12 protein-coding genes are annotated in these 13313 nt (G+C 47.0%); 6 read left to right on the forward strand and 6 right to left on the reverse strand.

Going from position 1 to position 13313, the window contains the following annotated elements; all coding sequences use genetic code 11:
* Positions 1 to 152: 152 nt before the first annotated feature.
* Both grxC and secB read left to right on the forward strand, forming a co-directional pair.
* Positions 153 to 416, forward strand: coding sequence for a glutaredoxin 3 (grxC, locus tag H4W00_RS11255; RefSeq protein WP_209958278.1), 264 nt, complete (start codon positions 153 to 155; stop codon positions 414 to 416).
* Between the two features lie 223 nt (positions 417 to 639).
* Entirely contained in the window at positions 640 to 1092 is a 453-nt protein-coding gene (gene secB / locus H4W00_RS11260) for a protein-export chaperone SecB (RefSeq protein ID WP_209958281.1), read from the forward strand.
* A 122-nt stretch (positions 1093 to 1214) separates the two neighbouring features.
* Here secB and adk read toward each other — a convergent pair whose 3' ends face one another.
* From adk to H4W00_RS11290, 6 genes are all read right to left on the reverse strand, one after another.
* Entirely contained in the window at positions 1215 to 1880 is a 666-nt protein-coding gene (gene adk / locus H4W00_RS11265; protein WP_209959214.1) for an adenylate kinase, read from the reverse strand.
* A 472-nt stretch (positions 1881 to 2352) separates the two neighbouring features.
* Entirely contained in the window at positions 2353 to 3633 is a 1281-nt protein-coding gene (gene ccmI, locus H4W00_RS11270; RefSeq protein WP_209958283.1) for a c-type cytochrome biogenesis protein CcmI, read from the reverse strand.
* Positions 3630 to 4136, reverse strand: a complete 507-nt coding sequence (locus tag H4W00_RS11275) for a cytochrome c-type biogenesis protein (protein ID WP_327193134.1) — start codon at positions 4134 to 4136, stop codon at positions 3630 to 3632. The genes ccmI and H4W00_RS11275 overlap by 4 nt, the downstream gene beginning before the upstream one ends.
* Before the next feature lie 83 nt (positions 4137 to 4219).
* Entirely contained in the window at positions 4220 to 4816 is a 597-nt protein-coding gene (locus tag H4W00_RS11280) for a DsbE family thiol:disulfide interchange protein (protein WP_334684962.1), read from the reverse strand.
* 75 nt (positions 4817 to 4891) lie between these two features.
* Positions 4892 to 6919 (reverse strand): heme lyase CcmF/NrfE family subunit, encoded by a 2028-nt coding sequence (locus H4W00_RS11285; protein ID WP_334684963.1) that lies wholly within the window; start codon positions 6917 to 6919, stop codon positions 4892 to 4894.
* Between the two features lie 245 nt (positions 6920 to 7164).
* Positions 7165 to 8499 (reverse strand): hypothetical protein, encoded by a 1335-nt coding sequence (locus tag H4W00_RS11290; protein WP_209958287.1) that lies wholly within the window; start codon positions 8497 to 8499, stop codon positions 7165 to 7167.
* 537 nt (positions 8500 to 9036) lie between these two features.
* Here H4W00_RS11290 and mrdA point away from each other — a divergent pair.
* From mrdA to rpsI, 4 genes are all read left to right on the forward strand, one after another.
* Positions 9037 to 11022, forward strand: coding sequence for a penicillin-binding protein 2 (gene mrdA / locus H4W00_RS11295; RefSeq protein WP_209958289.1), 1986 nt, complete (start codon positions 9037 to 9039; stop codon positions 11020 to 11022).
* Positions 11023 to 11114: 92 nt separating this feature from the next.
* Positions 11115 to 11879 carry a 16S rRNA (guanine(966)-N(2))-methyltransferase RsmD gene (rsmD, locus tag H4W00_RS11300; protein ID WP_209958291.1) on the forward strand — a complete coding sequence of 255 codons (765 nt, stop codon included), beginning with the start codon at positions 11115 to 11117 and terminating at the stop codon, positions 11877 to 11879.
* Between the two features lie 282 nt (positions 11880 to 12161).
* A complete protein-coding gene (rplM, locus tag H4W00_RS11305) occupies positions 12162 to 12590 on the forward strand; it encodes a 50S ribosomal protein L13 (RefSeq protein WP_209958293.1) in 429 nt (142 codons plus the stop codon).
* Positions 12591 to 12600: 10 nt separating this feature from the next.
* Complete coding sequence (rpsI, locus tag H4W00_RS11310) at positions 12601 to 12987, forward strand: 30S ribosomal protein S9 (protein WP_209958296.1); 387 nt, start codon at positions 12601 to 12603, stop codon at positions 12985 to 12987.
* Positions 12988 to 13313 lie beyond the last annotated feature (326 nt).

The following is a 13313-nucleotide window of genomic DNA, read 5'->3' on the forward strand; positions in this document are numbered from 1 at the left end:
TAATGAGCGCAATCGAATACAGGCTTGTAATTAACTTGATTGCAGCCGACCAGATCGAATCTTATAATACTGTTTTCTATAGCACTATTTTCTATAACACTATTTTCTAAAATATGAATATCGCGTTACACACTATAAATTAAGGATTTACTATGACTGTATCTGTTAAAGTTTACACCACCCCTATTTGCCCTTACTGCTCAAACGCCAAACAACTATTAAAATCTAAAGGCGTTGAGTACGAAGAAATTGGTATGCATGACATGAGCAGCGACGAGCGCCGGGCGCTAATGCAAAAGACCAATAACTATCGTACCGTCCCACAAATTTTCGTTGGTGATACCTTCGTCGGTGGTTTTAGTGAGCTCAGTCAGTTTAACCAACAAGGTAAGCTTGATGAGCTACTAGCCGGTTAATCTGCTGGCGGGCTTTACTGATTTGCCTTACTGGCTGATTTATCTTACTATTGATCATTGCCTCCGCTAGTTAGGTGGGCAATGACTGAGTGAGCAATCACCAGTAGATAAGATATTAATAACAAAGCATTAAGATTAAGTGACCATTAAGATTAGAATGATTAAGATTAGAATGATATTGTTATTTTGTCCGAACATTTGACCCACTATTATAGGAGTTATCATGGCTGAAGAACAAGCACAACCACAACTGGCCCTAGAACGCATTTATGTAAAAGATATGTCACTTGAAGTGCCTGGCGCTGACGTGTTCACCAAAGAGTGGAATCCTGAGCTGGATATCAATTTATCAAGCAATGCAGATAAGCTAGACGATGACCATTATCAAGTGATTTTGACCGTGAGTGTCACTGCCAAAAATGCTGAAGAAGCCGCATTTATCGCAGAAGTACATCAAGCGGGTATCTTCTTATTAAAAGACATTCCAGAAGATCAAATCGGTCAGATCTTAGGTGCCTACTGCCCTAACGTGTTGTTCCCTTATGCCCGTGAAGTGATTAGCGACATCGTCACTCGTGGTAGCTTCCCGCAGTTATTGTTAGCGCCCGTTAACTTTGACCAAGCCTATGCCCAAAGCCAACAGCAAGCACAAATAGACGCTGAAGGTAATGCATAAGCTCTAAGTTAGGCTTAGCAATATAATATAGAAGACCTAGTAACAGAAATTTAGTGTAAAAAAGCCCTGCTGATTAGCAGGGCTTTTTTACACTATCCAATAAAATCGTTGGCTACCAATGCTTAGCCTTGTAGAGCGGCTAATATTTGTGCTTTAACCTCATCGATAGACTGAGTACCATCAAACTTGTCATAGCCAGGAGCATTACTACCAGCATTGCCATCTTGTTGGGCTTTGTCTTGATAAAAACCAACCAAGGCTGAAGTCTGCTGATGATAGGTCGCTAAACGCTCACGAATAGTAGACTCTTTATCGTCTTCACGCTGGATAAGCGCTTCGCCAGTGACATCATCGATACCCTCTTGCTTGGGTGGATTGTGATCGATGTGATACACACGACCTGAGTCTGAATGCTGGCGGCGGCCCGATAGACGCTTGACAATCTCATCATCCGGCACACTGATTTCGACCACATGATTAATCGTGACGTCAGCGTCAGCAAGCGCTTGGGCTTGAGGAATAGTACGCGGAAAACCATCAAGAATACAACCATTGATACAATCAGGCTTAGCGATGCGTTCTTTTACTAAGTTAATGATCAGGTCGTCAGACACCAAACCACCAGCATTCATAATGCCTTTGGCTTGCTTGCCAAGCTCGCTGCCTTCTTTAATGGCCGCACGTAGCATATCACCGGTTGAAATCTGCGGGATATCATATTGTTTAGAAATAAATTGAGCTTGAGTACCTTTACCGGCACCTGGTGGACCTAGCAAAATAATACGCATCATTACACGACTCTCCTCAATATATGGGATTTTAGGATAAATAAAACTTAGGGATTGGCCAATTACGAGGCTTACCTTACCTTGTGGCTTTAAAAATCTCAAGTTTTTTTAGTCTTGATGCGGTAAGTTACCATGACTTATCTGTTCACTGGCTACTATTAAGCGCCGTAGAAAGCAACTACGGCGCTGGTATATTAGGTAAATTATCAGAGGCTATGTGGCTATATAATGATGTTGTTATGACGCTATAACACTTAGAACTGGGTTATAGCGCTTATTTGATCCGGCTTGCTGGCTTGCTAGGGTAGATCCAAGTTAGAAAAGACCCCCTGCTGCTGGTATGGATTTTTTGTAGCCTCTGTCACGCTTGCGAACAGCCAGCGAAAAAAATGCTACCCGTAGCAGGTTGCTATAAACCACGCTCTTTTGTTTTGCACAGAGCGCGGAGCATAGAACATAGCTTGCTTGTTAATCAGGGCACTTGCTGATTAATAGTCACGTTGACTTGGTTTTGGTCCGGGCTGATCACCACTGGATTACCCGATAGATCTCCTGACTCGGCCAGTGCATTGCCACTATGGCTGATACGCGCCACTACCGCTAACTGAACTTGGTCAGCACGAGCCGCTTTTAACGTGCGCTCTGGCATCATCGCATCCAGATCGCTGAGACTGATATTGGCTTGACCTTGTTGGATAACGCTAATAGGCAAACGCTTGGCGGCAAAGGGTGGGCCACCTTTGACATCACGAATCGCGACGAATAACACGTCATCACCTTTTACCAATGGCAATAAGCTGGCATTAATGGTTATGGTCACGTCGATACCAGCAGCCGCTTGCTGCTGTTGTACCGTGACATTAGCGCTCAGCTCGTCCAAACTTGCCAATGCCTGAGTATGATCGCCGGGCTTGGCCTCGATACTGGCACGCAAGCGGCGAATCCAGCCTTGGGCTTGTTGAAAGTTACTACCCCGTGCCTCGCCCATGGCCATTAGCATTTGTGCGCCTTCGTGCTCTGGGTTTTTGGCCAGTACGTCTTGTAGTACTCGGCGGCTAGTAGCATCTAGCTGGCCTTCATTAGTAAAAAAGCTAATCTGAGCATAGGTGGTGGCAATCTGTTCGTTATCAGGTGATAACCGATAGGCACGAGACAAGGCTTCTAGCGCGGAATCTGTCGCTTCTAGCGATAAGAACAGCTCTGACAGCCGCATCCAACGATCGGGGTCACTCGCGTTACGGTGGACGTTGGTCTGCATCGCGGTAATCAGCTGACGGCTGTCTTCAATCGCCCACTCTGGCGGCTGATCAATCTTACCGGTTAATAGGTCATCAGCCACTTGACCGACCTTGTCTTCAGCAGCCCACAGATCAAACACCGGCGTGCGGTCACCAATCAATAAATAAGCCATCGCGGCTAATACTGGCACACCAATAGTAATGATTATGCGACTTTTAATACCAGGAACAACCATCGGCGCGATTTGGCGCTGGGCATCTAATAGCTGACGCTCAAGCTCGAGCTTTTGGTTTTGATAATGGCTGTCATCGATAGTACCGCTGTCTTTGTCGGTTTTGAGTTCTGCTAGTCGCTCACGAAATACCGCCACGTTGATGTCTAGCAGCTTATTGTCTAGTGGTTTTTCGGGGGCGCGGGCGGCACGCAACCACGGCATAATGACAATAACCGCCAGTAATAGAGCAATGAGTAAGCTTAAGGCAATAAATAAGCCAACAGTAGAGAATAGGGTCATTTTTTGTCCTCGGTGCTTGTGATGTCAAGATCAGTGTTATCAGGGCGCGACAACAGACGATCAAGCTGGGCCTGCTCCGCAGATGTCAGGGCTTCGACAGCGCTATCAACCGTTACGCCATCTTGGCCACGGGCGCTAACTTGACGGCGTTTGCTCTGCCAAAACCAGCCAATAATGAGAAAGAGTAATAATAATGGTGGAAAGAACCAAAGTATCCAGGTCGATGGACGCACGGGTGGGTTGTAAGTGATAAAGTCACCATAGCGATCTTGCATGTAGTTCCGAATCTCTCCATCACTACGACCATCTTTAATCAGGTCATAAGTTTTTTGTTTGAGATCTTGGGCGATCGGCGCATCAGAACCGGCCAAGTTTTGGTTTTGGCATTTTGGACAACGCAGCTCTTCGATCATGCCGCGATACTGGGCTTCTTGCTGAACGGAATCAAATTCATAGACGTTAATAGCCGCGTATGAGGTGATGCTCAGCACACATGCCAGCATTAGGCCTAATAGCCTTGAAACTAATAGCCTCAAAACCGTGGCTGCAGTGGCTTTTGACTGTGGCGCTCTTGCTTGAACCGCTATCATTTGCACATCTCCTCAACCTGACTGGGATCAGGATCGCCGTTGTTCTTACTCGCTTCATTGAGCAGGCTCAAGCACGGGGTAATACGACTCTGCCAATTGGCTTCATTGATTTCACCAACAATATGCTGGCGAATGATACCTTTGCCATCGACAATGAAGGTCTCAGGCGCGCCGGTTAACCCTAGGTCTAAGGCAAACTGCCCAGACAAATCTTGAATAGACATGGAGAATGGGTCGCCGCGCTGGTTTAGATAACTGAGCGCGTCACCAATATCGTCTTTGTAATTTACCCCAACGATATTGATCCCGCGTTCTTCGAGCGCCATCAAAAAGGGGTGCTCGACGATACAGGTGGGACACCAAGAGCCCCAAATATTCATTAAAAACGGCTCATTAGGCAGATTGTCATTGGTCATGGTGCGGGTGGTATCTGCTAATAACGGCAGCTCAAAAGTCGGCACCGGACGCTCCAGAGCGGTATTGGTGACGATATCTGTCGGTTTGCCCAAGCGCATATATAGCATAACGATTAACCCCATAAATATGATCAGCGGGATTAAAAACCATATTTTGAGTTGGTTTTGTTTCATCATTTGACCCCCTGACTGTTATTACGCTGGCCATTTTGGCCGCCTTTAAAATCAGGGCTGTTGTCGGGGGTAGTCATATTATTTCTCCCCCGTCGCGGTCACTGGTATTTCGCTACCCGTAATGCTGCTTGCAACCGTATTATCAGCAACCTGGTCTGAACCCCTGGTCTTTTTGAGGCGATAGCGTTTGTCCAGCATGCTTATTAAACCACCGAGGGCCATAATAATCGCCCCTAGCCATATCCAGCGAATCAAGGGTTTGACGTAGATACGTACGGCCCATTGGTTACTGTCTGCGGAAATAGGCTCACCCAATGCGACATAGACATCACGCATCAAGCTGGCATCAATTGCGGCCTCAGTCATCGGCATCATACTGATGATATAGGTGCGTTTTTCAGGATACAAGGTGGCTACCGGATTACCATCTTTGGTGACGTCCACTTGCGCTTGTACCGCATCAAAGTTACTGCCTTGCACTTTACGGAAGTCAGCAAGTTCAAAGTCGTAGCCTTGCACGTTGACCGTGTCACCGACACCCAGTGCCACGTCACGCTCAATACTTAAGCTGCTGGTAAAGGCCACCCCAATCACAGCGATAATTACCCCAATATGGGCGGTTTGCTGACCCCAATAGCTGAGGCGTAATTGACGCAAGCCTTTAAAGAAGTTTGGCGCATTTTTGGTCTTATCTCTAAAGTCGACCACCATCCAAAATAGGACCCAAAAGCTGACTAATAAAGTCACGCCGATATTGAGCATGGACGACGGATTGACGAAGTAAGTAATAATAGCTGCTAACAGCAAGCTACTGGCAGCCACGACCATCCCAACGCCCAATAATGGACGCTTGTCTTGTTTCCAGCGAATATTAGAGCCCATGCCCATTGCAAATAACAGCAACCAGGTCAAGGGTACAAATAACGCATTAAAGTAAGGGGTTCCTACCGAGACCTGACCTAAATTAAAGGCATCAGCAATAATAGGATATAGGGTACCCAACAGCACGACTAAAGTGGATATTAGAATGATGACGTTGTTCATCACCAAAAACGACTCGCGTGAAATCAGTTGATACTGACTTTCGACCGTCAAACGCCAGCCACGAAACGCGAACATCAATAAGCCACTACCCACGATCACCCCTAAAATGGCTAAAATCACTAGACCACGGGTCGGATCAGCGGCGAATGAATGCACCGAGGTAATAACCCCTGAGCGCACCAAAAACGTCCCTAATAAACTAAGCGCAAAGGCAAAAATTGACAGCATGATGGTCCATGCTTTGAATACACCACGCTTTTCGGTCACCGCTAAAGAGTGCAGCAAGGCTAGACCTGCCAGCCAAGGCAATAACGACGCGTTTTCTACTGGATCCCAGAACCACCAACCGCCCCAGCCAAGCTCGTAATAGGCCCACCACGAGCCCAAGGCGATACCAATCGTCAAAAAACCCCAAGCAGCAAGTGCCCACGGACGTGACCAGCGCGTCCATACCGCATCCAAGCGCCCTTCCCACAATGCCGCCATACAGAACGCAAACGGCACCACCATACCCACATAACCCATGTACAGCATCGGTGGGTGAATGATCAGACCAAAATCTTGTAGTACTGGGTTTAGATCAGCCCCATCGACTGCTAAGTTCGGCAAGGTACGATCAAATGGTGACGAGGTAAAGATCATCATCGCCAGCATCATCAGCTGTACAGCGGCTAGAATAACGAGTACTCGCGCCCGCATTGACAGCGGTAGACCGCGACTGAAGTACGATACCAGCGCGCACCAGGTGGCCATGATGGTCATCCAAAGCAACAGCGAGCCTTCGTGCCCGCCCCAAGTCGCCGATAACTTATAGTACCAAGGCAACAAGGTATTGGAGTGCTGTGTGACGTAGACTAGGCTAAAGTCATTATAAAAAAAGCCGGCCATTAACGCGCTAAATGACGTTATCATCGCTGCAAATTGCGCCCAAGCCAAGCTAGGTGCGAGACGCTGCAAGGCGATTTGATCACGCATGACGCCCATGGTTGGTAATACCACTTGCAAAATCGCCAATACAAAAGCGGCCAGCAAGGCAAAATAACCTAATTCTGTTATTAACATACGGTCTAACCTTGTTTACCTTAATACGTTACAGTTATGGATTGGGCCATTTAATGGTTTTAAAAGAGCCCAGTAGTGATGCAGGTATAGCGGTTATTAGTGTTTGGTAACTTGATAGTATAATTTGGTGACTTAATTGTATCGTTTAATGCACTTACAGTCGCGTACATTACCGTCAGTTTATTGCGCTGGCATATCTGAGTTGTACGGGCTATGTATAGGACTAATATCACCCTATAAATGCCCTATTGCATGGCGGGAAAAAACACCAACACTAAGTGCAACCAACCGGCTAAAAACCCAGTTAACCCGCCCAATACGATCAAGGTCAGCTCATCTTCATGAAAGGCAGGACGCAACAGGTTTTGAAATTCATGGGGCGATAACCCCCGAATGCGATCTCGAAACAGACCAAATATTTTGCTGGCGCGGCTCTCATTGAGCTCAGGATCACGCATCGGTACCATAGTGGCTATGATAGATTTATCAAGAATGGTGTTTTTTAGCTGACCAAACTCCCGGCGACCGAGACCCATACGCAAGGTGGTATTGACCACGGGCGACTCTAACACCTGATAAAGATGCGACTTCATAAGATCACGCGTTTGCGCCGCACGCTCGCCATACATCATTTCATTCATGATGTTCTCTAGAGTCACCAAATCATTGACCACGATCTCAGCGAAGACCACCGACACTTCTTCTTGACGCTTCATAAAGCCGCCTTGCCAGCGAAACGTCGCTATGTGTGGCAATTGCAGGCTAATAAAGGGAAAGGTCTGACGGCGTGCAAACAGCTGCAAATATGAGATGAAACGCGGTTCTACCGGATTAAACACCATCCAAATCGCAATCCAGTTGGTCAATAGCCCCCAGATCGCGGCAAAAAATGGCACGGTCCAATGGACGGGTATGACCAAAAAGATAAACATCTGGATGATGCCAAAGAGCAGCCCGATCAGCGCACTAATATGCCAGATAAAATCAATTTCTTTTTGACCGACCTTTAGAAACATATTGACCATCAAGCGCCGGTCACTTTCCATCTTATTGACGATCATTTGCCGCATGTCGACCAGTTGTTCGACATTTTGGGTCAAGTCGATCACCAGCGAACTCATGATACCAGGCAGTGCTTGATGCGCTTGCTTATAGATCCGGCGCTTTAGCGCATAAGGAATATTGTTCCATAGGGTCTCTGAGCGCTCCAGCATAATCTCGTCAATCAGAGCTTCAAGATTCTTATCAATGGTATCGGTAATGAATACCGCCATCTGCTCTGGTTCCATCGCTTGAAAAAACTCGTCAAGCGAGCCCAGTTTGGATAGCGTCTGATCAACGATAACACCCGCTATCTTGCCAGCCTTGCGCGGCACAATACCTTGCCAACCAATACCAGGTAGGCCAAAGAATGGAAAATGCGGTACGCGAATACCCCGAAACTTAATGGGATAGAACAGCATTTTTAGCGCCATCCACACATGCACCCAGGTGACAAATGCGGTTACTGGTGGAATAGTCAGCATGGCGAGAAACTCTGGATGCTCAGCGAATGTCTGCCATATTGAAGTTGCGAGCATGGTTTTTTATACCCCTGACCTACGGTGGTGGTTAATGGTGGTGGTTAATGTGTCTTTAGTCAATAATGCAAATTAAATCGCCTAATATTAGCATACTTGCTCGCTATTAACACCGCTAGACCCTAGGTAAGTTGTGACTGTTGGTGACACGTTTTGCGGTCTCCTATCAAGCACCAATAACCTACCCGGTCAGCCAATGGTTATTGACAGCAGCCTGGCTAAATCCGGCGGCTAAACTCAACGTCATAAGCGTTATTCTGTTATAATTTATAGCAGGGTGTGACAGCGGCTACGAAAAAAATATATACACTTGTGTCAGCGTACTACTGTTATAAATTTTTCTTGCTTGCTGTTCGCAAGCGTGACAGAGGCTGCGAAAAATTTATAACAGCAGCACTGTATCGTTTTTGAATTGGATTGACTATACGCCAGCCTTTTTATTCGCCAGCCTTTTTATTTGCCAGCCTTTTTATTTGCCAGCCTTTATATTGATCTTTATTAATCGCCTTCTATTGCTTTTCTAGGTACTGACCTTTTATGAACAAACCGCATGCACCCGATACCGAACAGATCAACCGCATTTTTATGCAGCGGATCGCCATCTTTGGGGTTTTGGTGTTCATAGGTCTGAGTGGTTTGTTATTGCGTTATGGTTTTTTGCAGGTCTATGCTCACGAGAAATATACCACCCAAGCAGACAATAACCGCATCAAGCTGATATCAGCGCCGCCCAGCCGGGGTTATATCTATGATCGCAATGGCATATTACTGGCAGACAATCAGCCGGTATTTACCGCGATGCTGAGTCCCGATGAAGTAACAGATCCCAAGCGCACCCTAACCTTACTGGCGCCTATTTTTGCGCTGACCGATGCCGACATTACCAATATTTTGGCACGGATCAGTGAAAGTAAGAATGATCCAGTCACCATCAAGATTGATTTGACCGAGTCGCAAGTGGCGCAGTTTAGTGAGCGCAAGCCCTTTTTTCGCGGGGTCACGATTCAAAGCAAGCTGACCCGCTCCTACCCTTATGATGAGCTGTTTGCCCACGTGATTGGTTATGTTGGCCGGATTAACGATAAAGAGAGCCAAAAGATTGATAAGGATCGCTATGCCGGTACCGATCTAATCGGTAAAATCGGTATCGAAGACTTTTATGAAGATATTTTGCTCGGCCAACCCGGCTATCAGTCAGTAGAGACTGATGCTTATGGCAAGATCATACGCCAGTTGGAGGCCAAGCCGCCGATTGCCGGTAATGACATTACCTTGAGTCTGGATTATGGCTTGCAAAAGGTGGCGCAGCAGCAACTCGATGGTCGCCGCGGCGCGATTGTGGCCATCGACCCCAAAAATGGCGATGTACTGGCCTTTGTCAGTAATCCCAGTTATGACCCAAACCCCTTTATTTCAGGCATTTCCTTTAAAGACTATGACGCGCTGCGAGATGACCCTGACGAGCCGCTGTATAACCGTGCGCTACAGGGCATGTACCCACCGGCCTCGACTATCAAGCCGTTTGAGGCCTTGGGCGGTATCCATTATGGTCTACGCGATTGGAACACCACTATCTACGATCCCGGTTACTTTACCCTGCCTGGCGACTCGCATCGGTTTCGAGATTGGAAGCGTGGCGGTCACGGCACGGTGGATCTAAAAAAATCTATCGTGATGTCGGTTGATACTTATTATTATAAACTGGCCTATGAGATGGGTATTCAGCGCTTACATGACTGGATGGTACGGTTTGGCTTCGGTGAAGAGACCGGCATTGATTTGCCCAATGAAAAATCAGGTATTATGCCCTCGCCCAAGTGGAAACAGGACAGATATGGTAGAGGCTGGTTACCGGGTGAGACCATCTCAGTCAGTATTGGTCAGGGTTACTTCTTAGCCACGCCGCTACAGATTGCCAATGCCACTGCGATGACCGCCAACAAGGGTTACCACATTACTCCTCATCTGTTAAAAAGTAGTGACGGCGCGGCAGAGGTGGAGGTCATTACCAAGCCTGATGGCAAGATTGACTATAATGGTAAGGACTCCGACTGGCTACGTATGCATGATGCCATGGAAGATACTATCAAGGGCGGCACCGGACGCGGTATCTATACCTCGCGCTATCGTATCGCAGGCAAAACCGGTACCGCGCAGGTCAAGTCGATTGCCCAAGGTGAAAGCTACGATAAATCAGCCCTGGATAAACGCCACTGGGATCATGCCTGGTTCAGTGGTTTTGCCCCAGTCGAAGAGCCGCAAATCGCGCTATCGGTACTGGTCGAAAATGGCGGTGGCGGTAGTACAGTGGCGGCCCCTATCGGCCGCGCGCTGTTTGATTATTGGGTCCTACAACGTAAGAACGATCCTATCTTGCCGCCGACTGCCGATCAGCTGACAGTGATTAAACAGCAAAAAGCATTGGCCAAAGCCGCTAGCGATATCAGACGCGACCAGGCAAACGAGTTAAAACAACAGGCACAAGCACAGGCGGACGCCGCGCTGTCTCAAGCAGCTGAATAAGGTCTTTATAAAATCTGTCAATTTACAGCGTCTATTGATTTATAAAGACTGTCAATTCATAAAGTCTATCAATTTATATAGAAAGTAACCCTATGAAAAAACCGTCAGCCTCACGGCACCCCAAACATAAACAGTCGCAGCCTAAAAACACTCATAATACTGCTCATAAAACGGCTACAAACACCAAGCAAACAGCCGCTGGTAACGTACGAATCATTGGTGGCCAGTTTAAGCGTCGTAGTGTCAATTTTATTGCGGCCGACGGTTTGCGGCCCACCCCAGACCGCTTACGTGAGACCTTATTTAACTGGTTATTGGCTGATATGCATGGCGCACGGGTACTCGATAGCTGCGCGGGTAGCGGGGTGTTAGGCTTTGAGGCCTTATCACGTGGGGCCGCGCATTGTAGCTTTATCGAAACCAATCGCGCGCAAAGTCAGATGCTGTTGCAAAGCGCTGAACAGCTGGGTATTGCTACCGAGCGTTATCAAATCATGCACGGCGCGGCTGAGCAGGTGTTAAGTCAAAGCCAAAGTCAAAGCCAAAGCCAAAGCCAAAATCAAGCCTTTCAGCAGCCGTTTGACATGGTGTTCATTGACCCACCCTATGCCGATGACTTATGGCAGCCGATCTTAACGGCTCTGATTAACCAGTCCCTAATCAGCAGCGAGACCCTTATTTATTTAGAAGCGGACAAAGATCTCAGCCCCCAGTTAGCAGAATTGGCCATGACCCTGGTTGCAGGGGTTGCAGGCAACGAAAACTTGGCTATGCCAGCTTGTGATCACTTTGAATGTCTCAAACAGACCAGGGTCGGACAAGTTGTCGCTGGACTTTATCGCCTGTCATCGTCATAATAATGTAGCCAAAATTAACAATATGCCGAACAATGCTAAAAAACGCTGAAAAATGCTGACATATGCTGACCGCTTGGACATTAACAGCGTCTACCAGAGCGTCTACAAATACAGCAACCGCCAAAAAACCCGTTAAACATTAGCATTTAATGACCAGCGGGCGAAAATAAACCCCAATGCAGCTTGCAAGCGTAGGCGCTACTGCTTATAATGTGCAGTCTGTTTTTTGAGAGCCCCGTTCCCAGACAAACTCTCAACGAATTTTAAATTTAAGGTTTTATCATGAAAACACTTAGTGCAAAACCAGCTGAAGTGACCCATGACTGGTTCGTCGTCGATGCTGACGGCAAGACCCTTGGTCGCCTAGCTAGCCAAATCGCTCACCGCCTACGTGGTAAGCATAAGGCCTCATTTACCCCGCACGTTGACACTGGTGACTTCATTGTCGTCATCAATGCTGAAAAAGTTGCGGTAACGGGTAAAAAAGCAAAAGATAAAAAGTATTATCGTCACAGTGGCTATCCAGGTGGGATTAAAGAAACCAACTTCACCAAGCTGATTGCACATAAGCCTGAAGATGTTCTACACAAAGCCGTTAAGGGTATGCTTCCAAAGGGTCCTCTTGGCTATGCGATGATCAAGAAGCTGAAACTATATGCGGGTAACGAACATCCACATGAAGCTCAGCAACCTAAAGAACTAGACATCTAAGGAATCACTTATGGAACGCAATTACGGAACTGGTCGCCGCAAGACTTCTACCGCTCGTGTCTTTTTAGCGAAAGGTACTGGTAGCATCGTCGTTAACGGTAAGCCACTGGATGAATATTTCAGCCGCGAAACCTCGCGCATGGTTGTTCGTCAGCCATTAGCATTATTAGACTCTATCAGTGCCTATGACTTATATGTCACCGTCACTGGTGGCGGCACTAGTGGTCAAGCGGGCGCAATCCGCCACGGCATCACTCGCGCGCTAATCGAGTCTGACGAAACCTTAAAGCCTGCCCTAAAAGCAGCTGGTTTTGTGACTCGTGACTCACGTCAAGTTGAACGTAAGAAATTGGGCCTACGTAAAGCACGTAAACGTCCACAATTCTCGAAACGTTAATCAAAGCTATTTTTTGTCGGCTTGCTGTTACGTTTACGGGTTTTTCCATAGTTATTGGGTAAAAACCGTTTTATAGCAGTCGCTGATAAAACAATAGCTTTGCGAAACCTTATAAGTTGGTCACAGCTTATAAGGTTTTTTTTTGCCTACTGTTCGCCGGCGTGACAGAGGCGGCAAAACATTTATTCAAGTTGCATCCCAGCAGCGCGCTGTTTTAGTAAGCCAAGCCTTGTTAGACCGAGCTTTTTAAAGGGGCTCTACCATATAGGACTTGCAAAGCTTACCCTACTACGCCATCATTATGATAATTTTTAATTTATCAGTAA

The sequence above is a fragment of the Psychrobacter sp. PL19 genome (assembly GCF_017875835.1).
Classification (GTDB): domain Bacteria; phylum Pseudomonadota; class Gammaproteobacteria; order Pseudomonadales; family Moraxellaceae; genus Psychrobacter.

Excerpts from the sequence above, each read along its gene's own strand:
- grxC (WP_209958278.1), top strand. The coding sequence starts at position 153 with ATGACTGTATCTGTTAAAGTTTACACCACCCCTATTTGCCCTTACTGC.
- secB (WP_209958281.1), top strand. The coding sequence starts at position 640 with ATGGCTGAAGAACAAGCACAACCACAACTGGCCCTAGAACGCATTTAT.
- adk (WP_209959214.1), bottom strand. The coding sequence starts at position 1,880 with ATGCGTATTATTTTGCTAGGTCCACCAGGTGCCGGTAAAGGTACTCAA.
- ccmI (WP_209958283.1), bottom strand. The coding sequence starts at position 3,633 with ATGACCCTATTCTCTACTGTTGGCTTATTTATTGCCTTAAGCTTACTC.
- H4W00_RS11275 (WP_327193134.1), bottom strand. The coding sequence starts at position 4,136 with ATGCTGGCATGTGTGCTGAGCATCACCTCATACGCGGCTATTAACGTC.
- H4W00_RS11280 (WP_334684962.1), bottom strand. The coding sequence starts at position 4,816 with ATGATGAAACAAAACCAACTCAAAATATGGTTTTTAATCCCGCTGATC.
- H4W00_RS11285 (WP_334684963.1), bottom strand. The coding sequence starts at position 6,919 with ATGTTAATAACAGAATTAGGTTATTTTGCCTTGCTGGCCGCTTTTGTA.
- H4W00_RS11290 (WP_209958287.1), bottom strand. The coding sequence starts at position 8,499 with ATGCTCGCAACTTCAATATGGCAGACATTCGCTGAGCATCCAGAGTTT.
- mrdA (WP_209958289.1), top strand. The coding sequence starts at position 9,037 with ATGAACAAACCGCATGCACCCGATACCGAACAGATCAACCGCATTTTT.
- rsmD (WP_209958291.1), top strand. The coding sequence starts at position 11,115 with ATGAAAAAACCGTCAGCCTCACGGCACCCCAAACATAAACAGTCGCAG.
- rplM (WP_209958293.1), top strand. The coding sequence starts at position 12,162 with ATGAAAACACTTAGTGCAAAACCAGCTGAAGTGACCCATGACTGGTTC.
- rpsI (WP_209958296.1), top strand. The coding sequence starts at position 12,601 with ATGGAACGCAATTACGGAACTGGTCGCCGCAAGACTTCTACCGCTCGT.